This is a genomic window from Bythopirellula superficialaquae (genome assembly GCF_059632245.1).
The window spans coordinates 597,414-620,691 of record NZ_CP197426.1 but is presented as its reverse complement, the minus strand read 5'-3'; the positions used below and the strand labels follow the sequence as shown (position 1 = coordinate 620,691).

The window sequence follows — 23,278 nt, the reverse complement described above, 5'->3', positions numbered from 1 at the left end:
GTCGTCCTCCACCAATGGCAGCATCGAAACGATACTTTGATAGCGCTTCCTTAAGTGGCTGCGTGCGCATGACATCGGTATATACGCTGCTGCCGTGGTCAAACGGATTGATGCCGGCTCGAACGCCCTCCTCATTTACGTATGCAATTACATCCAACCCTAATTCACCTCGCGCGTACTGTTCGCGGAACTCGATCATTTCGCGGAATTCCCACGTTGAGTCGATGTGGAGCAGCGGAAATGGGGGGATACTCGGATAGAATGCCTTGAGCGCCAAGTGCAGGATCACCGACGAATCTTTACCGATCGAGTAGAGTAGCACGGGGTTCTCTAGTTCAGCAGCGACCTCACGCAGGATGTAAATGCTCTCAGCCTCCAGCATTTCTAGGTGTGCAGACTTGCTTTCGATTTCGGAAGATTGTCCTCGTAAGGTTTCGGCCGGGGCGAAGGTTTTGGTCATTCGACTTTTCTCCGTGCAGCAAACGATTGCCAGTAAGTGGCCGCAAACACCACTGCGGGTTATGCGTAGAAGTGCGTCTGAGTTTTGGGTGTTGGATTTTACGCTACGAGTGGCTTAAATGTGTCTTGATTCGTGTCGTAGGCCATGAACAAACCACTTTCAGCTCGGTAAAGCAAACCGTATACGCTTAACTCACCATTCCGACAGCGATTCTTTACTATGGGGAGTTCCAATAATTGCTTAACTTGTAAGGCAAGTCGGTCTTTGGCAGGACGATTCCTGACATTGTTAAATCGAGCACCGGCGATTAGCTTTCCGTAACTGTCTTGTTCGCTCTTGTTGGTGGCTGATGCGGTCAACGAACCGCGGCTCATTGGACCACCAGCTAACGTGTGCCCTGCCAGAACTAGGTGCCGAATATCAAATACCTCGAGTGCCCACTCGATGGCCTCAGGAAGTTGGTTTCCCTCGAAATCCCAGACGTTCTGCGAGATTTCTAAGACCACAGCTGATTCACCCGCGAAAGCCGACGAAAGTGCTGAAAACATCTCGGGGTCGTTGTGGGCGATAACAAGGAATTCAATCGTTTTTTTTGCATCCGCCAACGCTGTTTCCAGAGCCGAAATATGTGGATTGCAAGTTATCTCTGAGATTGTTGAAGTCATAAGATGATCTCCTTAAGGATTCAGAAGAATGTGGTTGAATTTACGTACTGTCACGACAAGCAACCGATCGCTAGGCGTCCGTAGTCGCGATCTCCTGCCACTCCTGCCGCTGGGAATAACGGTAAATATTACCGTCCTCGATAGCGACCAAGTGCATCCAGCCATTGACTAAGAGTTCCGTAACGTTCTGATGTTTGAGGATCACTTCTTGAATTGCCTTACGTGGTGCCGCGATAACAGCAAGTAGCCGCAAAGGATGATGTTGGTATCGCTCGCCATCGTGGACCGATTGCCATGGCAGCCCAGTCTTCAGATCCCCACCGTTCCCCGAAAAGATGCCGAATTGCCCCACAACGTTATGTACGGTCTTGTTCCCACTACCAAAATGAATTGGGTCAACAGTCGACGCGTAGTACTGCATGTTGATCCAGTTGGCGACGACCAATGGAGCTGACATGATTTGCTCGAGGACCGTCAAGTGTGGGTCGAGGTTGTGGTCATAGCTGTGCAGGAACACGCGTCCGTCAAGCGAAAACTCTTCGGTCAATTCACGGGGAGCAGCTATGAATGCCGCATTTCCGGCCAACCCCCACTCGGGGCGAACCTCAGACCAATCTTGACTTCGCCGCAACAAATCTTCGGAATTTTTTCCAGGAAGCACCGCGAGTCGTTCGCATCTGGCTTGCTGTGACGCTAGGTCAGCGTATCTTTGTATCCGCTCCAGGTCCCCCTGGTGGGAAGTAGGTATTTGGTGAGTATCGAAGAAATCTAATTTGTCAGTAGTTGTGTTGTGAAGCGCTGCAACAAACAGCGTGTCCTCTGGAATTCTAATGCCTCGCTCCACGAGTGTTTGACGAACGTGCTGTTGATTGAAAAGCATGGCAGCAAGGCGTGCATTGGCTTCTCCCGAATGACCACCACAAGCGCCGCAGTCGAGGCCTGCTTTGAGTGGATTGTTTTCAACCTGACTGCCGTGTCCGCAAAAGACGATTAGTCGCGCGAAGTTATCAACAATTCCAATGCCTCGGAGAATTGACTCGGCGAGATCGACTTGCTGCGATTCACCCACACCTTGATGCTCAAGCCTGGACACCGATGGAGCGACGCGGTCACGTTTGGTCTTTGGCACCCCATCAAAGCGGCTCGGCCAATCTAGGTCGCCCCTGAGAGTCCGCGCGATCAATTTCGGCCCGTAGAACAATCCTGCCGTCTCGACATAGGCAAAGGCACTAACTGCCGAAGTCTGAAACGCCTTCCACGCCTTTCGGATGCAACGCCATGTTGAACGTCGCTTGAGGATGACCTTAGGCGATTCATCATCCAACGTTTCGAGTTCTTCGTAGACTTTGAACTTGGGAGAAATCAGAGCTGGCACCTGCGACGAACCTTGCGTTTCCCCAAGCTCAACGAACTCGATCGGCAGCCCAAAAAATCCGGCGAATCCGAATGTTTCGACGGCAGTCGAAGCCGCTTCTAGTTGTCGACGAATTCTCTCTGAGCGCACATCGATGCAGAAAACAAACTGCGCAAGGTTACGAGAGGTGTGGGCCTGCCCAGCCTTCCTTCGACCCGTAGCAACGTCCAGGACCAACCGATTGCGAAAGGCAACTTCGCTGGCTCTCAGCAGGGCATAGCGGATCAAGCTTTCGTCATTCCGGTGATGAACATCATCAAGGAGTGAGGCATGATATTTTGCAATAGAAGGCCAATGGACTTGAAAGTCGAATTGTTCAGACAGAGCAACCTCGTAAGCGAGCCGGATTGCCAGCAAACCTGCGAGATCGTCGTTTTCCTCGCCTTGCTGCGAAGCTTGATGGTGCTGGTACCTTGTCCAAGCCATCCAGCCGGGTATGGTGAGTGCCTCGCAAAGCAGAAAGTCGGGCCAGAACTTCTCCGGTACATTAAGACGTTTGAGCAAAATAACCAGTGCTGTCTGCGGTTGTTCGGGGAGTTGCTTCACAAAGCTACGAAAACCGCCAACACCGAGAATCTCGAAAGTTCGGTCATACCGAGCGACCGACCGCCATGCTTGGTAGAGCGTTTCCGACTGCCAACGGCTAAGCCAGACCGCTTGACCTTGATCGTAGTGGGTCGCACAGTGCTTCGAGATTTCATCGCGAATGATCCGCGTCCAGTCGGATCCAGTCTGAATATCGAGGATTTCCGAAAAGGCTCGGAGTTCGCGATCAGGATTGAATGATTTAACGAACTCAACTTCTGCTGCGGCAACTTGCCGCGTAGGTTCGTTCAAGTAATTAAGGACCTGGTTCACATTTATTCGCTCGGCACCTGCCACACCATCGGCTACCAACTCGTCAATCGCTGTGTCAATGTCGGCCTTTGAAAAGGCACCTTCCTTGTATTGCTGTCGATAATAGTCGCCAGACATTAGCAACTCGACGTCAGAGACAGCCTGAAGAACGTTGCGAGCTGAGAAAAACTCTTGCGTTGTAAAACCAAGCAAGGGATTAACCGCGACATAGTCTTTAAGCGGCCAGACAGGAGCAATTTTGTCGCAAACAGATCGCAAAGCCTGGTAAATCTTGGATGTTACTTCTCTTTGAGGAGAAAGACGCTCTTCTGGGGCAATGCTTTGCGATTTTGGACTAAGAAGCGGCTGAGGATGGGAATCGAGTGATGGCATGTCAGTAATTCCGTTTTGGTGTTAATGAGTGTTCGGATAATTGATCCAATAGTTGCCAACAACCCCTGCTTAATGTGATACCGCGAAGATTCGATGGTATATGGCATCGATGTAAAAGCCGTTGACAGCGTGAACGCGAAGTGCGTCCAGCCATTGGGGACGTAGTCGTGCGATGATCGCAATGTGTAATGCGAGCAACAAAACGAACGAGCACACGATGGCAAAGAGAATCAAGCTCTCGCCGGGAACGATTGCTGTCGTAGCCGGCTGCTCGACGAATTGTTCTAAAGCCAAATAGCTACCGATGTATGCCAGACAAAGCAGTGTTATGGAGACGAAACCGAAAAATGCTGCCTTGACTTCTCCGATAGCAAATAATTGCCACCCGCAGCTTGTAAGTGCGAGACAAAAGATAAACGCCAACACAAATCCGCCCGGCTTCGATGTAACTTCCAAGCCGCTAATTTCTGAAACTGTCAGAAAAACGGACACTGTCGCAATAGCCGCTGCAACAAACCAAGCGAAACCCTTGGCAAAACTTGGGGTCGGTAATTTTTCTCTAGAAGTCGCCTGCGCTTGATCAACCACACTGCCACTGTTAAGAAACGCATGGGCCTTGTAAAGTGAGTGGGCGATGATGTGCAGCATGGCCGCCACAAAAGCTCCCAGACCGCACTGCAACATCATAAATCCCATTTGTGCGATGGTTGAGTATGCCAAAGCTCGCTTTACGCTAGGTTGGGTTAACATGACAAGTCCACCGAAGCACGCCGTGAACGCTCCGATGGCGGCTAGCGTTGCCAGAGCCGAGGGCGCGAAGGCCACTAACGGGCTCATTCGAATAATCAGGTAGCCACCGGCGTTCACGATTCCCGCATGCATTAGTGCCGAGACGGGCGTAGGCGTCTCCATCGTATCGGGGAGCCAGGTGTGGAATGGGAACTGTGCGGACTTTGTCACTGCACCGAGGACTAACAGCCAACCAATCGCAACGTGGCTAGCAGTGGTAGGAAATGCCTCCACGGAAGACTTCACGGTTTTGAATAGATTATCAAGGTCTAAAGTTCCAAAGGTTTTGAAAATCAATATAAGCGCGCTGATCAAGAACACGTCACCGAGGCGGCTGATAGCGAACTTCGTCCATGCGGCCCGGCGGGCTGCTTCTCGATGTCGATATTGCAACAGGAGCTGGTGCAGTCCCAAGCTGGTCATCACCCACGCCGCGAAAAACAGCAACATGTTTCCAGCAATCACCATCAGCGAGACGGAGCCGACAGTGAAACTAAGCCAACGAAAATAGCGTCCTTGCGTGGCCTCGCCATCGAGATACCGCACTGAGAACCTGCTGACGATAAGACCGACGAAACTCACCAGAGCGAGCATCAAAGCCGTCGTTCCGTCGTAATAGATACTCAAGCCAAGGTTATTAAGCGGGGCTTGGAAGAACGAAATGGAAATTGAACTTCTACCGGAAACCAAGCTGGCAATTGCAGTCGCAAACGCGAGGAAGAATTCGAAGGCGACCAACAGAGTCACCAATTTGCGGAAGGTCGTTACCTTGGCATTTGCCAACCGCGATGGAAGACAGGCTGTCGTGAGAAGCCCCAAAATTGGCAGTAACAGTGAAATAACTATTGATTCCATAGCAATATGACTCCACGCTGACGACAATCGGCCTGTATCTAGCTCGATATAGCTGACATAAAAAAAGCCGGGGTGAGCACGCAGAATGCTCACAACCCGGCTTGTCCAGGCGGCCATACTGACCGCCACGGCTTAGCTCACTTTATACACTCAAGGAATCGAAACCGCCTCTAATAGGGGGGCACTTCATACCTGCCTCACGGCATCGTACAAAGGTGTACCTGGAGTGATCGAATCTAATTGTCAAAAAAAAAGGCCGAAAGGCTGCAAATTGCAACCTTCCGGCCTTTTCGCACGAGCTTTAAATCCCATGCAACTTAAACCTTGAAAACCTGACCGGCTGACATCCATTTGAGGAGTTCAGCACGACCATTTAAGTCATCGGTTGAAGAATAGTTCTGGCATTAGCCGACGTCAAGAGCTCTGGACAAGAATGTGGCAAAAATTTTACTGCGAGCCTGTGAGCTCAGGGGCCTTCTCCAGAGTAAACACAATCACCCGTTCCCCAGTTCGAGAGCTGATATCTGTGTGTAGGCTGACGACGTTAGTACCAAGGATGTCCTTGATAACTGCGTCGAGCAGCGGTCGTCCCTGTTCAATTAGCTGCTGTCGGAGCTGCTTAATCAAGTACCTCGAACGCTCACGATCTTCTGACTCAGAGAGTTTCATCTCCGCCGGGGTCAAAACGTTTTTTAACCGAATCAGTACCATATCCTCAATAATGTAAGTTCGTGTTTCCAAGGGCCCGCGCCCCATGAACTCCTTCTCAAAACGAATAATCGCTTGGCTGATTTCTCTTTCTGTGTCTTTCCTATTCTTGGCCATATGATCCTCGCTTTTTTCGCAAAACCTCGGATACCGGTTTACCTTCTTAACATAATCCGCACAAGCCGACAGTGGACAGTGGCGTGGTAGTGAGGGCCTTGGGCCGTTGCTTTTAGTATCCGCTGGGAAGTTGCTATGCCACCAAAACATGCGTCAAAGCATAGACTATTTTCAGCCATGAAAGGTTTGTTGCCGCAGAAGGAGGACCATCCGTAGTCACGAATAGTACAGACTTGCCATCCTTAGCGGGATGAGTCGATGAAATTGTTATCACCCTTGCTCTCAATTCGTTCGAATGTCGTATCAGCCAGTCGCTCAGATGCCGCTTGCCAAACTACGGCGGCCTTCTGAAGCCGGCTGAGTACCTAGCTGTTCATTAACTCCAGATGGCACTTTCCGATTCTTTCCAATTGCCGTGAGGTTTAGATCGTCCCAGATTACCAGAATAAAAAACTAGTGATGTTCCTTGCTGCAAGAATATCACCCTGCGGCAAGATTAAACTGGCATTTCAAGTTTTCATCGAAAGATCAAATTGAATGTACCGTGTCAAAGTGTTGTGGTAATCATAGATTGCTACTTTGAGGATGGACTGCGGAGTGGGCTGCAAGCCATGTCGCAAGATGTCACGCGACGACATTCTTTTTCGTTCTTTCAGCATACGTCAGCAAGACTCAATGACGTTCTTTGAGCGTTCGTGACGCAAGCCAAGCCCGATTGACGCTATCTGTCGTGATGCCTACTACCACAACTTTGCCGCCTCCGAAGCCGATGGTTAGTGGTTCGAACCCACTCGGGGTTACTTTCATTTGGCGGGTCGGAAAAGAGATGCGGGCCCCTCTCTCCAAGCAAGATCACTCGTTTGATTCTGGCATATCATAGAGATGCTTGATATCCGCATCAGAGAGAGCGTGATTGAAAATCGCCAGTTCGTCGAGCCGGCCGTCCCACATGTTGAAATCGAGTTCCTCGGGCTTATCACCAAGCAGATTCAATTTCGTACCAATTCCGAGGGCTTTAATCCGTTTGTCTGCATGGATTCCCTGATATGGCTGCGAGTCGACTTCAACGCCGTTGCGATAGAGCCGCAACTGATTGCCGTCAGCAACGAACGCGACGTGATGCCAAGTGTTGAGTGGCAAAGGAACTTTGTCGCGAATGACGACTTCTTTGCCATTCGCGTCGATGATGTGGGCCTCAAGCTCGCCACTATCCTGGTATAACCCAAAGTGAAATTGGCCATGATGTTCGTCACCGCCAGCCCAGTTCTTTGCAATACTGGCCCAGCGAGGTCGTGACTTGGCATAAACCCAGGCAGCGACGCTCAGCGTGTCACCCTGGGTTTGAGGATATTGCCTTGCCGATGCAAACGTCTGCTGCGCGGGCCCGCCAAGGGTGAGTGCCGCCCCTACCTTGCCGGCAGTCCACACGGGCATATTCCCACGCCCTAGGTGAATGTTGGCATCCGCGCCATTGATCGAAGAATCAATCAGCCGCGTTCCGTCGCCCATCGGTTCCATACGATAGTAGACCGCGGGCTCCAGATCCAGAATGGCTTGCGAATAGGAACAGGCGTCCTCGCGTAAGCTTCGCAAGAATTGTTGGTTGTTCAAATCAATGCCAGAGGGCATGCCGGTGAAAAAATCGACGCGAGCGGCTTCGCCCGTGACAAGCCGCAACATCTCGGCCGTCTTACCTTTGTCACCATGTAAGTCGACCAGCACCTCGCCTTGAAAAACATGGACTTCCGATTCCTTGTCACGGACGGCTTGGACGGCAAAATCCGTCCCCATGTCGATGACCGTCGCGCCCGGTGATTCAATTTTGAAGCCAATGGCTGTCTCGGGGATGTGTGCGGCGATTTGACCGTCTTCGAGGCGAACGCAGCTTTCATCGACGAGATCAAAAGTCGCGGGTGCGCGTAGCACGAGGACGGCCCCCGAACTGTATTCAATTTCAACCAAGCCGGTGAGCAGCGTGTAAACTCCGCGACGAAGCTTGGCTCCTTCCACCGGTACTGTTTCGCCAGCAATGCCGTATTCGAATTGTGCGCCGACAACCTTACTGAGCACAGCGGTTTCCGCACCGCGCGCAGGCGGCGATTGACGATTCAGTGCCACCGCCCCCACACCAACGGCTACGAACAGCAAACTAACTGCCAGCGCCCAACTGAGGAGCGTGCGAACTTGAACTCGTCGCGACTGGGCCGCCTTCTCTGGTTGATCGGCGGGTGTTGCCAAGGCGGTGAGCAAACCGTGCTCCGACCTTAGCAAGGCATGCATCTGACAGTATTCCAGATAGCGGCGGCGTAAATCGCGATCCGATTCCAGCAGCTGGCTTAAGTATTTACGGTCCAACTCACTGAGGCTGCCGTCGGAAAGTTGTCCGAGCAGTCGTTCAAATTCAATATTTTGGGAGCGGTCGTCCATTACGCGATTTCCGTTTGAGCATCTCTTTGGACGCATTCAATTAACCATTTGCGAGCGCGGAACAAGATCTGATAGACCGCGTTCTCATTTCGATGCATTTTTTCAGCCATTTCAGAGACTCTTGCATCATCCGCATAGCGGAGTTGGATTGCTTCCCGGGATCGGGGCGACATTCGTGCGAGGCATTTCTCCAGTGCGGCGGCCCGTTGTTCGTAGCGTTCGTCCACTTCCTTGGCTTCACAGGCTAGCATCGACAGGAGATCGTCACTGAAGAGGACCTTGTCGCGAATCTTTTTTTGCCGGTAAGCCATGAACTGAAAATGAGCAATACGAAAGGCCCATGCTTTAAAGTTGGATCCTGACTCGAATTGATCCCATTGCTTCCATAACACCATATTGGCTTCCTGCAAAACGTCGTTAGCCGCGTCGGGATCACCCGCCAGAGACAAAATATATCCGTACAGCCGCCCTTGATACTGAGTCATGAGCTCGACGAAGTCGCCAGTGACGCCTGGATCAAAAGCTGCCATGTCAATGAATCCTCAATAAGAAAAGAACATTCGACGCGAGAATCTTACGGCGAATCGCAAAGATAAGTATTAAGTGCAAGGATTATCTTCTGACTGCGGCATTCCGCCAAAAACCCTCAGAAAGAAAAATCTAGCCACCAACCGTAAGATTCCTGTCGCAACTGCTATACACTAAGGTCAGCAGGTAACGGTCGTCAAGAATCGCGTCCGTACTCCGCAAGCATCTGCTTGCTGAACGAGCAGGCGTCTCCTCTCAGAGGTGGGTTGAGGGCATTACTCGTAGCTGCTTGCTTTTTCTATGTCATCTTGTCCAGGGTGCCGCTGGCGGCGGCAATTGTCAGTGACTTTTAGGCGGCACTCTATCCGGTGCCTCGTCATGCCGTCTCGGCAAAATTGTTCTGTGATCTGCAACTCTTAGGGGGAGAACGTGTAATGAAGAAATGTTTTAGTACGGCTATTGCCGCAATCTTGGCACTTTCGGTGTCCAATGCTTTTGCCTTGATCTATCAGTTTGATGGGGATACCGACAACACATTCCTCACTGCAGCGAACTGGAATGAATTCGTCACCAATACCGATGGCTTACCCGGACCCAGTGACCGTGCCATCATCAACGACAACTTTGTCGTTAGCTATGCAACCCCAGTTACCACAACCCTCGGCAGCCTAATTGTCGGTGCTGACTGGCCAGTAACCGGTGAAACTGGAACCGACGGTACTCTGAACATGACCGCCGGAAAGATCATCGTCGCTGCTGGCGGCGATAACTTTCAAATCGGCCGCGCCCGTGGACCTGTTGTCGGAGACGCAGATGGCGATGGTTTGGTGACGTTGACCAATGCCGAGCTAGAAATTAGCGGTTCAGATCCAATCGTCGGAGCCCGCGACAATGGGACCCTCGACATTGGTCTCAACGGCAAGGTCTACAACACGCCGGGCCGGGACAACTACTGGCGCTTTGGAAATTACGGCCCGAGCATTGACGCCGGTCTCGAAGGAAATGGTCTTTTGAATGTTCATAGCAACGGCACATTCAATGCACACGTCATCTTTCTCGGCGACAACGACTCGAAGGGCGAAATTCGGGTTTCCGACAGCGGTTCCGTTGTGTTGACCGGCAATTTGGTGCCAAGACCGAGTGGCTTCCAGGCCAACGGCTCGGCCAAGATTCAGATGAACGGCGCCAATGCCACGCTGAGCGCTTTCAATCTCGAATCAGAAAGCCAACTTGGCGAGATTCCGACCCTTTACGAATTCAATGCGGATTCCGTTTTGGGTGTCTCGGCTATTACGATGACCGACGCGATTAACATCGGCAACAACCAATTGGTTGTGAACCTCAACGGCCTGCCTTTGGCCAATTTCGATTCGATCCTGTTGTTCGACGGGGATCAATCACTCGTCGGCAATCGAATCTTTGGTGCCTTTGCTTCGAGCACCGTGACTGGCACCGCGTTGGCCCATCGCGTTGTTTACGATCAAGTGAATGGCGATATCCTAGTGCAGCTCATTCCTGAACCTTCGGGAATTTGCCTGCTCGGTTTGGGATTGGTGCTGGCTGGTATGAAGCGCCGGACAGCTTGAATGTAAGTTAGAGAAATGGGCAGACCGGCCAGCCCGATCTTCGGGTTGGCCGGTGGCTCTTTCTCGAATCGGCTGGAACGAGTGAAGTCAACAAATCTCGCAAGACATTCGTCGCGGGCATGACGGTCCAGGAGGAAGGCACAGAGATGAATATCTCAACGACTCGGCGAGGTGAAGACAGAAGTCCTCTGTCTCCGAATGCGAAATGCAGACGCTGGGGTTTCACATTGGTCGAATTGCTGGTCGTGATCGCCATTATTGGCGTTCTGGTGGCGTTGTTGCTACCGGCCATACAAGCGGCACGCGAAGCAGCACGACGGACGGATTGTAAAAATCGCCTCAAACAAATGGGGCTGGCTCTGCAAAACCATGCTTCAGCTCTCAGGGTTTTTCCCACGGGTGGGTCGGGCACGTATCCTCGCATCGAAGATTATGTCTCGGGCGGCAGGCCCTTTGGCCCCGACAAGCAGGGACTCAATTGGTGTTATCAATTGCTTCCTTACCTCGAGCAGGGCTCGATTCAAGGCATGATCACCCAAGAAGAATTGCAGGCGCAATCGATTGGTTTATATGTCTGTCCTTCGCGACGGTCACCTTCAGAAGCGAGCGTCATCAATGCCAATCTTGGTGATCAACGCGTATTTCTGGTGGACTATGCCGCCGCACACCCCTGCACTGATGACTGTGCTGGTGGACCAGCTTGTGGCACGGTTGTGAAATATAATCCCACCGAATCCGTACCCTTGACTCGAGAGGCCTATCAAAAGAATCAACTTTCGTTTTGGGGCGGCAAATTAGGTGAAGTTTCCGGCGTTGCCGCTAAAGATGATCAGGTGTACGACGGCGTGATCGTTCGTAGCTCCTGGGACAACTTTAATAAGGTCTTCCGGAACACGCCGCGACCAATAACTTTCGCGCAAATCAGCGACGGAACGAGTCATACGTTTGTGCTGGGAGAGAAATACCTGCGGTCGGATCTCGTCGGAGGCGGCAGCAAATCCGACGACAAAGGTTGGATCGACGGTTGGGATCCCGACGCAATTCGTTCGACCTGCTTTCAACCTTATAACGACAGCGATTCCGCAGGCTATTCGTTCACGCCCTTGAACGCTCCTGGCGATCTGTTCGGCATGGATCGCGATGTTTACTATTTTGGTTCTGCACATCCTGGCGCATTCAATGGAATTTTTGCTGACGCCTCAATTCGCAGTATTAATTATGACGTTGATGTCGTGGTCTTAAATTCTTTAAGTACACGTGACCGAGGCGAAATTGTCGACGATTCCGTCGCCAATTAGCTCGCCGCTTACCACAGAGACACGCTCTTCTGGAGTTCAAATGAAGTTCCCATCCTTGATAAACACATTTGTTACGAGTGTTGCCCTACTGCTGGCTCTGTTGATTGCCAATCAGAAAGCTTTGGCAGTTTTTGTTTATTTTGATGGCAGTACCAGCACCGATTTCAACGTCGCCAGCAATTGGACTCCGGCCAACGCACCCGGTACGAATCTCGTGGATATCTACGGTATCGACGATGGCCTCTCCGCAACATTCGACGGCGGCAATGTCCGCATCAACGGCCTGAGGGTCGGCTCAGCGGCCAAAGAGCATCAAGTCAGCCCTTCGCATTTCGGTCGCCTTACGATGACAACGGGCACGCTTGAAATCACCGGCTCGGGAGCGGCCGGCCTGTTTGGTATCGGCCGCGAACGCGAACCGATCATCATGGATGACAACAACAAGGGTGGCGAGCTGATCATGACGGGCGACTCGATCATTCGAGCCAATGGCTTAATCGTCGGTGAACGGACCCACGGACTGCTTTCGATCGGTCCGGAAGCTATCGTCGAATTGAGAACTTGGGTGACAACGCCAACTCCGGGCTTTGGTGGGACCGAAGATATTCGGATCGGCAACTACGGAAAGCCTTATGACGATTTCGGTGCCGAGCCAAACCTGGACGGCCGAGGACGCGTCGATGTCGAAGGTACGCTCCTTGTGAAAGACATGTATTTCTCCGAACATGGTGCAAAAGGCGAGGTTCGTCTGTTGGGTGGCGACGTCACTTTAAATGGTTCGTTGATTATGGATGTCTGTGAGAACTGTGTCTCCACACCTTCAATCATTGCTCAACGCATGGCCAAGGTCTCAATCGTCGGTTCGACGGGAAGTTTCATCGTCGGTGCCGACCCTGATCCGCTGGTGCTCGATCCCACGCCACCTCCCCGCGATATTTTGGGCGCTTCGCCACAGGCAATCTTCTCATTCACGACGGATGCCGCGGGTGTGGTGCCAATCACGATGGCTCAGAATCTCAACGAACCCTCGGGAATTGTGGAAATCGAAGGCGCTCAACTTGAGCTCGATCTCGATGCGTTTGCGTTCACGCCCACTTCCAAGCTGACGCTCATCGACGGCAACCCGTCCTTGCTATTGGGTCAGTTTGGTTCTGTGACATTCCTCGGGAACACCACCGCCGATTTGAATTACGATCTCGCCAACGGCGATATCTTTCTGGATAACTTCCAAGGCGTTAGCCCGGGCGTGCCTGGGGATTACGATGGCGATGGCGATGTTGACGGTCGTGATTTCCTGGCTTGGCAACGCGGCAGTTCGCCTGTGCCATTCAGTTCTACCGATCTGGCAACATGGCAGTCCAGCTATAACAATGGAGCCTTGGCCGCGGTCACTTCTGTCCCCGAGCCCGGTTCTGCAGTTCTTGCACTTGTCATAGGCCTCCTCGGCATAAATTTGCAGAGGCGCAAGCGGTAGACCATGTCTTGTCAGAAATTTTTTCCTAGATACCGCATCAACAATTGTATTGCATTTGACGTGCGGCAGATCGCTTCTGCAATTTTTGGATCAGCGCTCTTGCTGCTGGCAGCGTCGGCGCATGGCCAATCGCAATTGACGATCCGTGCAATCAACACCCTTCCCGATGCGCCTAGCACATACCAAATGCGCGACTGGCATGAGGTTGCCACGAATTTTGATAATCTCGCTTTCGATACAACCGCGACGGGTCAATTCCTGCCGCTCGTGAAGATCGACAACTCGCCTCAATCACCCCAGTTGCAAACATCGTTTGGTCTCGCAGCCTATGTTGGTGATCCGCGTACTTTCGGCGAGACGGGCGAACCCGTGCATGAAGCGGTGACTTCACTCGCGGCCGTGCTGGGAGGCACGCTCGTCGGGATCGACAAGACCGCCGGGACACATAACTGGGTGTCGATGACCCGCGAATATTATGTGAATCGCAATAGCCAGTTCGTCGTCCTTAACACGCCATTCTCCGCCTCGGGCGGTTCAGCTTGGTACGACATTTACCCGAACATGCTTTTCTATAGCATTGCTGATCGTTATCAGGATGAAGCGTACCTAGCCCCGATTCAGAATCAAATCGATCAGCGTTTTTATGATGCCGTCAGCGTTATGACAGCGAATGGCGCTAACCCCAACTTTAATTACACCGCCTATAATTTCCGGACGCGCCAACCCGTATACAACGGCACTTGGCGTGAGCCAGATATGGGAATGGGCATGGCCTGGATGCAGCATGCCGCGTATTGGCGGAATAAAGATACCAATCCAACTTTAGCAGCCCAGTATCTCACGGCCGTTGATTGGGCTATGAGTTACTACCAGCAATCAACGACTAATCCCGACTACGAGATTATGGCGCCCTTCGGTGCCTACACGGCTGCGCGCATGAATGCGGAACACGGCAGTAACTACGACATTCAAAAGATGGTGAATTGGGTCTTTGACCGCAGTAATGCTCGGCCGACCAAGATTATGATCAGTGGCGAACAATGGGGCGGCCAAGACGTGGGCGGATTGATGGGCTTCACAGTACCCAATGTGAGCGACACTCGCGGGTATGCGTTCTCGATGAATACTTTTGCCACAGCCATGCCGATGGTTCCCCTCGCAAGATATGAAGATCGCTACAGTCGTGACATCGGCAAGTGGATGCTCAATGCCGCCAATGCAGCTCGGCTGTTTTATGCGAATGCCCATTCCAACGCGAATCAATCCTCGGAATTCTGGACCGGCGATCCACAAAGTGCGATTGCTTATGAGGGGCTGCGGCATCACTGGCTGAATGGCCCCTTTGACGGCGAAGAGCTTTACGCCGCCGGCGATCCGCTGACGTATGGCTGGGGACCTCAAACCGATTTCGCTCTGTATGGTTCGGCCATGGCGGGTGTGTTCGGATCGATCATCAAGCCGACGAACGTTGACAAGGTATTGCAGCTCGATATGCTCGCCACGGATTTTTACCGGGGCCCGGCAAACGACACTTACCTCTATTACAATCCGCATACGACGACCGCGTCGGTAGCCATCGAACTTGGCAATGACCAGCTGTATGACCTGTACGATGCCGCTGCGAATCGTTTCATCAGTCGCGGCGTATCCGGAAATACTTACTTTGACGTCCCCGCTGACAATGCGGTGATGCTCGTTAAAATCCCAGCCGGTGGCAAGCAGACCTTTAACGGTCGACAAATGCTGGTGGATGGCGTTGTGGTCGACTACAACGCGGCCCAGTTGCCGGGTAATCTTGTGCGAAACGCGGACGTCGATACCGCCTCGACGGGTAATCCTAACCGTCCCGGCTTTTGGCACGGCAGCACCAACGCCAAATGGTCGACGGCCGAAGCCGTGAGTCCTACGCATTCCTTGGAAGTGACGGACACAAGCACTACCAGCGCCGAAGAATGGCGTTCGTTTGCCAATGAGATCCCCGAGGGAACTAACCGTACGCTGAATCTGCGCTGGTTTTGGAAAGCGGATACCGACGACGAATTCGTCGCGCGTTTGCGTCTCTCGGAGGATGAGGTGCTGGGTGTCGATTTAACGAATGCTATTGAGAGCCATCTCTTCACAGTCACCGGCACTTTCCAAGATTTCGAAGTCTTTGAAGCGGCGATTCCCATCCCCGATGGGGTCAATTCGTTTGATCTCACTTTTATGTCGGGCACTTCCGCAGGGGCTTTGGGCAGCCTGTTTATCGACGACATCTCGGCGTCGATTATGCCGATGAGTGCATTCCTGATGATGGAAAGTGACTTCAACGGCGATGGTTTCGTTGATGGCGCGGATTTCGCCATTTGGCAGCAGGGATACGGCACGAACTTCGATGGCAGAGACTTTCTCGCTTGGCAACGCAATTATCGGCCAGATAGTGGAACCATCTCCGCACTTCGAGCTGCTGTTCCCGAACCGTGCACGATTTTCCTCGCTTTTATTACCATGGCGTCATGTATTTGTCTGAGATCACACTACGGTTACCGAGTAAGTGATACTCACTTAGGATAGAAGCGTTTGCACATGGGCGTGAGACTGTCTCATGTTCCAAGTTGAAAGAGACCTGTAAGTTGCACGACTCAGAAATACGTATTGGCGCGATCGGCTGTGGAGGCTTTGGCCTGTTTGCCCTTCAGCAATATGTCCAGGTTCCGGGCGTGCGGCTGGTGGCAATGGTCGATCCGCGCAGCGAATCGGCGCTTACCATGGCAAAACGGTTCGAAGTAGAAGACGTTCACGGTGTTGACGCACTCTTAACCCGCGACGACATCGACTTGGTGTACATCGCCACGCCTCCGTTTCTACACTATGAGCAGAGTTTACAGGCTGTGCAGGCTGGCAAGCACGTGATCTGTGAAAAGCCGCTGGCCATGTGCATTGTCCAAGCTGAAGAGCTTGTGGGCACGGCTCGCCAGAATGACCGCTTGCTCGTTGCCAACTTGATGCAACGGTACAACCCGTTGTTCGATGCCGTGAAATCACTGATTCACGAAGGGTTACTTGGCGAATTCTTGCACGGCTATTTCGAAAACTATGCAACCGACGAAGGTCTCGGTGCGGACCACTGGTTCTGGGATCGAAAGAAGAGCGGCGGCATCTTTATCGAACACGGCGTCCACTTCTTTGATTTGTTCGCGGGGTGGCTGGGATCAGGCGAAGTTGTCGCGGCGCAGGCGGAAACGCGAGCTGGTTCAAATGTTGAAGATCAAGTCCAAGCCACGGTGCGTTATCCAAGCGGAGCACTTGTCAATTTCTATCACGGGTTTCATCAGCCGGGTCGGCTCGATCGGCAGGAATTGCGGTTAGTGTTTGAACGCGGCGATGTGACGCTGCACGAATGGATCCCCACGCGATTTCGCATTAACGCCGCAGTAGACGAACAGCAGACCAAACGTTTGAGCGAACTATTCCCCGGGCGACTTCGAGCAACTTCGACATATGGCGGTCACGAGCGGCAGTGCAAGGGGCGCTTTAAGGAATTGGATATCTATCAACTCGTGGAACTTACCGGAGGTGAGGAACAAGTCAAACTTCATCGTTACGGTGATCTCGTGCGGGCATTGTTTGAGGACCAAGTGGCTTGGATCCGCGACCGCAGCCATGTTCGTCGGCTCACAGAACAAAACGGCCTCGAAAGCGTGGTGCTTGCTGAGCATGCGGACCGAATGGCCCATGAGCTGGAAAAGTAATCTGCCATGAAAAAATTGTCGGTCAATCTCCGAATAGTCCTTTTGTTCGCCAGCATATTGGCCTCTCAGGGTATGACGCCTGCTTGGGGCATCGAAGCATCATCGCAACCTGCGATTTCGCGCGCTCAGTCGATGCCCAATCTGCCGCAGCCTTTTGTGATGCGGGATTGGTCGCAGGTGACTCGCGACTACATCGATCTCGTCTTTTCCTTTGATCTCGAAGGCCAACATCTGCCGCTCGTGAATTGGCTTTCCGACGAACGCAAAATGGTTTCGTTTCCGTCGTATGTGGGGGGACCTCGCGATGCGGAGGCGATTAATTTTTTAGGAGCCGTGGTGAGCGGTTCGCTCGTCGGGCTCGATATGCAGAATCATCACGGCCAAGATTGGGTAGCGTTGGGTAACAACTTCTACAACACAGATGAAGGTGTCTACATCAATCGCTTGGGTCACGATTCAGGCTCATCGTTTTGGTATGATCTTTTGCCCAATGTGCTTGCTTACCAAATCAACGACCTCTATCCAGGCGATTCCGCACGCGACCAACAAGCCCATTCCATCGCCAAAGGGTGGCGGAAAGTCTCCGAGGCATTGGGAGGCAAGACCGAACCCACGTCACTGCCCAACTTCGACCACACGGGATTCAACATCCGCACGATGCAACCGATGGAGAAAGGTTGGATCGAACCGGAAGCAGCCGCGGGAATTGCTTGGCTGGAATACATGGCGTGGATCAAATTCCAAGATCCAGAATTCTTGGCCACGGCCGACTTGTGTATTCGAGCCTTGGAAGAACGTCCTGCTGAGCAAAGCGCGCTCTATGAAGTGTTGTTGCCCTACGGAGCTTTGATTGCGGCGCGGATGAATGCCGAAACAGGCTCTGATTACGACGTCGCAAAATTGGTGAACGACTGTTTCGAAGCCCGAGCCTATCCGCAAGCCCGTCCTGGTTGGGGCGTGATCTCTGACCGTTGGCAAGGGAAGGATGTGCATGGCCTGGTGGGCAGCACAACCGATGGCGAGGGTTATGCATTCGCCATGAATTCGTATCAATGGGCCGGCGCGCTTGTGCCCCTGGCGCGTTACGACACACGATATGCTCACGATATCGGCAAGTGGATGCTCAATCTGGCCAATGCATCTCGTTTGTTCTACCCCGATTCCCACGACGCAGCGCATCAGTCGAGTGCTGATTGGACAAACGCCTATGATCCCCATGCGGTGATCGCCTACGAAGGGATTCGCAAATGGAAGCGCGGCTCCGCAACGGCCCGCTCCGACTATAAAACAACGGGTGGCAAGATCGCTCAAGGGAATTTTGAATCAACTCATTACCGACGTGAGTTGCCCGCCGATCTTCAAGTGTTTGAAGAATCCGCAGGCGACGAAACACCTTTCGAGCACATCTGGGAGTTTGCACTTCCCGAGGAGCAGGATCGATGGCTGGTTGTGGCCGCCGAGCGGGTCGATCGGGGGAATTCGGGGAACGAGTTCCGCTTTTCTTTTTCACAGCATCCTGAAGGTCCTTATACAACGGCGTTTGCTGTGAGCGGCGAGGATCATGCTCAAGTGATGGCGATTCCTGCCTCGTTCAAAGATAAGCTCTATGTGAAGGCAGAAAGTATCAAAAGAGCGAGTAATCCCAGCTGTCAGGATCGACTTGAAGTCGACGCGATGGCGATTACCTACCAAACGAGCATCGGGCCGTTTGCTCAGGGCGACACAGTCGTGAGCTTTGTCAATTTGCTCAACGACGCCACCGTGCCCATTGTGCTCTACCGCCCTGCTTCGTCGACCACCGATTTGGGATTGTACGGCAGTTCGCACGTGGGGATTCTGGGGGGTATCATCGGCCGGACGAATATCCCGGCGATACTTCAACTTGATCTACTCAAGACGGACTTCTTCCACGCGAAAGCCTATCCGACGTATCTCTACTATAATCCTTGCCCAACTTCCAAATCAGTGACCATTGACGTCGGTCCTGAGCCCGTCGATTTGTATGACGCCACAAGCGACCAAGTCGTCCAAAAGAATGTCAAAGGCAAAACTGAGTTCACGCTTGCTTCAGATGTCGCGAGAATTCTCGTTCTCGCTCCAACGGGAGGAAGTATGACTCGTGAAAAAGGGCAAAAACTGATCGACGGTGTTATCGTACGTTACGCAAACTAGTTGAGCTTATGCATGGCCGATCTCGCTACTCGTTTTGATGCTAATCCTCTCTTAAGTCCTGGCGACATTCTCCCAAGTCTCGCAGGCATGAAAGTCGAGTGCCTGCTCAATCCGGGCGTGTTCCGCTTTGAGGGTAAGACTTGGCTGCTGTTGCGTGTGGCCGAGCGGCCCGAGCAGAAACCGGGTAAGACTTCGTTCCCAATTCTGGATGACAACGGCGCGATACAGATACTTGAGTTTGAAAACTCCGACCCCAAGTTGAATCTCGCCGATCCGCGGGTCATCAACTATGACGGCAACGATTATCTCACAACGATGTCGCATCTTCGGTTGGTGAGCAGCACCGATGGCATCCACTTCCAAGAAGATGCGGCCTACCCAGCCATGTTTGGGCATGGAGATCTAGAAAGTTATGGCATCGAGGATTGCCGTGTTTCTCAAATCGGCGAGACTTACTACCTGACCTACACCCAGGTTTCGCCACACGGCGTGGGAGTCGGCTTGCGCAGCACTTCTGACTGGCATGCGATTCGCGAACATGGCATGATCATCCCGCCACACAATAAAGACTGTGCGATTTTCGATGAGCAGATCGACGGCAAGTATTACGTCCTTCATCGCCCGAGTAGCCAATTTCTTGGGGGCAATTACATTTGGCTGGCTGAATCGCCTGATCTCGTGCATTGGGGACAGCATCGTTGCCTGGCCCACAGTCGGCCCGGCATGTGGGACAGCGCTCGCGTTGGTGCCGGGGCCGCACCGATTCGCACGAGTGAAGGATGGTTAGAAATCTACCACGGCGCCGATGCCAACCATCGCTACTGCCTGGGTGCGCTGTTGCTCGACCTCGACCAACCATGGAAGGTGCTCGCACGTTCCGAAGAACCGATCATGGAGCCTTCGGCTGAATACGAGCGAACCGGCTTCTTTGGCAATGTGATCTTTACCAACGGTCATGTGGTCGATGGTGATGCCCTCACGATTTACTATGGTGCTTCCGATAGCGTGATTTGTGGAGCGAAGTTCTCCATCAATGAAATCCTCCAATCTCTTCACAAAGCCTCGGCATGAACAAACTTCGACACGAGTACCAGCATTTTCTCACTTATCCGCATAACATGCGCATTTTGCTGCTCACGAATCTGGTCTATGCCTTTGTCTTACCTGTAATCGATGTCTTTGTGGGGGCCTACGTCATGCGTAACACGCAAGACGTGAAAATGGTCGTCATCTACCAACTCGCCGTCTATACAGGCATACCCTTTACGTTTCTCGTCAACGGATACTTACTCCAGCACATCAACATCAAACGCCTGTACTCTGCGGGAATGTTGTTAAGCGGAATCTCCATGGCCGTGATGATGTCGCTGGGCAAACTCAGCATCTTTGGCGTGGGGATGGCCGGCTTGATGATGGGCATGTCCTTCGGTCTATTCTGGGCCAATCGCGACTTCCTGGCCCTTTCAACAACCAACGACTCAAATCGCAATTACTATTACGGCCTTGAAACATTCTTCTATACCAACACCTACGTCATCGTGCCCGTGGCGATTGGCTGGTTCATCGAAGGGACTGGTCTGCGAGGTTGGTTTGGCGGTGATCGTAACACCGCTTATCAAATTGTCACTGCCCTCGTGTTCCTGCTCACGATTTTTTCCTCAATCCTGATCCATCGTGGAAACTACGAGAATCCGCCGAAATCCGACTTCATTTTCTTTCGTTTCCACTGGCTCTGGAATCGAATGCAAATCCTAGCGATCCTAAAAGGCCTGGCACAGGGTTATATAGTCACCGCGCCAGCGATGCTCGTCATGCGCTTGGTCGGTGAAGAAGGAGCCTTGGGGACCATCCAGGCCATTGGCGGGATCCTTTCCGCATTCTTGCTGTACATCATTGGCCGCACCGCAAAACCAAGGCACCGCTTAGTGATCTTCAGTATTGGGCTGGGACTGTTTGCGCTAGGTGGCCTAGCGAATGCAGTATTATTTAACGCGACGGGAGTACTGCTCTTCATGGTGTGCTTGCTGCTGGGGCGACCGCTGCACGACATTGCCTATTTCCCTATTCAAATGCAGGTCATCGATGCCGTTTCTGCAATCGAACACCGCAATAAATTTGCCTATATCTTCAACCAGGAGTTCGGCTTTTTTATCGGCCGCTTTGCTGGTTGTGGTTTGTTCATCCTGTTAGCCAATAACATCTCAGACACATTCGCACTACGCTATGCACTGTTGATCATCGGTGTCGTGCAGTTGCTCTCAATTTGGATTGCAAATCGCGTTCTCCAAGGTTGTCGCACCGTCGAATGCTCTGAGGCAAATCCTTCGGTCGAACCGCTCATCCCCGTTCTGACGGGCGACTGAGTGCCGGACTCCCGCACTATTTCTTAATCTTCGCTGGAGAGTACATGCTCGATACCAGAGTATGCTCGAACCCAGTGCCAGTTCAGACTGCTGTTCAGAGTTGCCCGGCATAGGATTGGCCGTTGCTCTTGTTGATGACTAAGTCGTGTTGGCCCGTGCTTTGATCCCATAGCCCTTTGTTGGCAAGTTGGATTGCATTGTATATTCAGCGCGGTGACGAAAACGCTTGCCGGTAAAAGGCCAAGAGGAGCAGGTGTCGGCCCACGGTAAGTATCAAGCGAGTAGAGACGCTCATAGACAACGTGGCAAGTCGCTTCACTTGGCCTTGCGTACGGCAGAGGTTCCCCAATCTTCCCGACGCACCTCTGTACGTGGACTTGCTATGTCTACTTTACACTCGTACAAAACATCGACGACGAAGACTTTCAGACTGCTTGTGGCACAGCACGATTGCATCGCGGGCGAGCGATGCATCCAAAATTTGGGATTTCTCACCGGCACGAACGCAACGCAACACTTCACGCAACTCGGCTTCAAACGCATTCATGGGGTCCCCATCTGGTAACGTGGGATGTTGAGCTTTTTCCCCGACAAGCATGGTGGGTTTAGGACAATAAACACCTTCACCGCCTAAAATTGCAAACTCGAACACCAAAGTTGCTCGCTCCATATGAATTTCAAACCCATGATTGAACGGCCGAGCCTGCTGATCAATTGTGCCACTCGTGGCATAAACAATTGGGCCTTTGGGCCCATAGTCAAATTGACTGTGCCAAAACTGAGGCAGACCTTCACGCATCCTGCCACGACAGATCACAGTATGCGGCTTCCCAAACAGCAGACGAATCAAGTGGGCGTCGTGGATATGCAAATCAAGCATGGGGCCACCGACCTGCTCAGAGTTCCAGTAATTGGCAAGCCAAGTAGGTTCGGAGATGACTCGCCGGAAGCTTCCCCCCAGTAGTCCACCAAATTTTCCGCTTTGTATTGATTTCAAGGCCCAGGCGTATTCGGGGAAGTAAGGCAATACATGCCCAATGAATAAAAGTTTTTTGGCTTGCTTGGCTGCCGCCATCATGCGATCGCAGTCGCGAACCGTCATGGCCATCGGCTTTTCACAAAAAACGTGCTTGCCCGCTCGAAGGGCCTTGATGACGATGTCGGCATGCAGCGCCGGCGGCAACGTAACGTCGATCATGTCCAATGATTTGTCAGCGAGCATATCGTCGATGTTGGTGTAAGTATCAACTCCGGAAAGATCCATCATTTGTCCCGGAGGGCCAAAATTACCTCGAATGTCGCGCCAATCCCCTTTTAGTCGCTTCTCTTTGCTTTCACAAATCGCCGCAACCTTAACGCCGCGCAGCTTCTGGTATGACAGAAAATGGACCATACCCATGAAACCGATGCCCGCAATACCGACTCGTATCATAGTTGCCTCAAAGATTGCTCAACTTAAAT

At 52.4% G+C, this 23,278-nt stretch carries 15 protein-coding genes and 1 pseudogene; 8 read left to right on the top strand and 8 right to left on the bottom strand.

What is annotated here, in order from left to right; translation table 11 throughout:
• Window positions 1-49 precede the first annotated feature (49 nt).
• The 7 genes and pseudogenes from SH678x_RS02705 to SH678x_RS02675 form a co-directional block, all read right to left on the bottom strand.
• A pseudogene (locus SH678x_RS02705) lies at window positions 50-382 on the bottom strand (phosphoadenosine phosphosulfate reductase domain-containing protein); the annotation flags it as partial.
• A 176-nt stretch (window positions 383-558) separates the two neighbouring features.
• On the bottom strand, window positions 559-1,125 hold the full coding sequence (locus SH678x_RS02700; RefSeq protein ID WP_496921348.1) for a carbonic anhydrase: 567 nt from the start codon (window positions 1,123-1,125) through the stop codon (window positions 559-561).
• Between the two features lie 70 nt (window positions 1,126-1,195).
• Entirely contained in the window at window positions 1,196-3,769 is a 2,574-nt protein-coding gene (locus tag SH678x_RS02695) for a YbcC family protein (protein WP_496921347.1), read from the bottom strand.
• A gap of 69 nt (window positions 3,770-3,838) precedes the next feature.
• A complete protein-coding gene (locus SH678x_RS02690; protein WP_496921346.1) occupies window positions 3,839-5,530 on the bottom strand; it encodes a proton-conducting transporter transmembrane domain-containing protein in 1,692 nt (563 codons plus the stop codon).
• Window positions 5,531-5,860: 330 nt separating this feature from the next.
• Complete coding sequence (locus SH678x_RS02685) at window positions 5,861-6,238, bottom strand: Na-translocating system protein MpsC family protein (RefSeq protein WP_496921345.1); 378 nt, start codon at window positions 6,236-6,238, stop codon at window positions 5,861-5,863.
• Window positions 6,239-7,090: 852 nt separating this feature from the next.
• Window positions 7,091-8,665 (bottom strand): LamG-like jellyroll fold domain-containing protein, encoded by a 1,575-nt coding sequence (locus tag SH678x_RS02680; protein ID WP_496921344.1) that lies wholly within the window; start codon window positions 8,663-8,665, stop codon window positions 7,091-7,093.
• Window positions 8,665-9,195, bottom strand: a complete 531-nt coding sequence (locus tag SH678x_RS02675) for a sigma-70 family RNA polymerase sigma factor (RefSeq protein WP_496921343.1) — start codon at window positions 9,193-9,195, stop codon at window positions 8,665-8,667. Before SH678x_RS02675 ends, SH678x_RS02680 begins: the two co-directional genes overlap by 1 nt.
• A 432-nt stretch (window positions 9,196-9,627) precedes the next feature.
• Here SH678x_RS02675 and SH678x_RS02670 point away from each other — a divergent pair, with 432 nt between their 5' ends.
• The 8 genes from SH678x_RS02670 to SH678x_RS02635 all read left to right on the top strand — a co-directional run bounded on the left by SH678x_RS02670 (window position 9,628) and on the right by SH678x_RS02635 (window position 21,817).
• Window positions 9,628-10,779, top strand: coding sequence for a PEP-CTERM sorting domain-containing protein (locus SH678x_RS02670; RefSeq protein ID WP_496921342.1), 1,152 nt, complete (start codon window positions 9,628-9,630; stop codon window positions 10,777-10,779).
• A 146-nt stretch (window positions 10,780-10,925) separates the two neighbouring features.
• Entirely contained in the window at window positions 10,926-12,077 is a 1,152-nt protein-coding gene (locus SH678x_RS02665) for a DUF1559 family PulG-like putative transporter (RefSeq protein ID WP_496921341.1), read from the top strand.
• A gap of 40 nt (window positions 12,078-12,117) precedes the next feature.
• Window positions 12,118-13,551: a hypothetical protein gene (locus SH678x_RS02660; protein WP_496921340.1), complete on the top strand. Its 1,434-nt coding sequence runs from the start codon at window positions 12,118-12,120 to the stop codon at window positions 13,549-13,551.
• Window positions 13,552-13,554: 3 nt separating this feature from the next.
• Window positions 13,555-16,104 carry a hypothetical protein gene (locus SH678x_RS02655; protein ID WP_496921339.1) on the top strand — a complete coding sequence of 850 codons (2,550 nt, stop codon included), beginning with the start codon at window positions 13,555-13,557 and terminating at the stop codon, window positions 16,102-16,104.
• 59 nt (window positions 16,105-16,163) lie between these two features.
• Window positions 16,164-17,282, top strand: a complete 1,119-nt coding sequence (locus tag SH678x_RS02650; RefSeq protein ID WP_496921338.1) for a Gfo/Idh/MocA family protein — start codon at window positions 16,164-16,166, stop codon at window positions 17,280-17,282.
• Between the two features lie 6 nt (window positions 17,283-17,288).
• Window positions 17,289-19,454, top strand: a complete 2,166-nt coding sequence (locus SH678x_RS02645; RefSeq protein ID WP_496921337.1) for a hypothetical protein — start codon at window positions 17,289-17,291, stop codon at window positions 19,452-19,454.
• 12 nt (window positions 19,455-19,466) lie between these two features.
• Window positions 19,467-20,525 (top strand): glycoside hydrolase family 130 protein, encoded by a 1,059-nt coding sequence (locus SH678x_RS02640; protein WP_496921336.1) that lies wholly within the window; start codon window positions 19,467-19,469, stop codon window positions 20,523-20,525.
• Window positions 20,522-21,817 carry an MFS transporter gene (locus SH678x_RS02635; RefSeq protein WP_496921335.1) on the top strand — a complete coding sequence of 432 codons (1,296 nt, stop codon included), beginning with the start codon at window positions 20,522-20,524 and terminating at the stop codon, window positions 21,815-21,817. Before SH678x_RS02640 ends, SH678x_RS02635 begins: the two co-directional genes overlap by 4 nt.
• Before the next feature lie 391 nt (window positions 21,818-22,208).
• Here the strand turns inward: SH678x_RS02635 and SH678x_RS02630 are convergent, their stop codons facing one another.
• Window positions 22,209-23,249: a Gfo/Idh/MocA family protein gene (locus tag SH678x_RS02630; protein WP_496921334.1), complete on the bottom strand. Its 1,041-nt coding sequence runs from the start codon at window positions 23,247-23,249 to the stop codon at window positions 22,209-22,211.
• Window positions 23,250-23,278 lie beyond the last annotated feature (29 nt).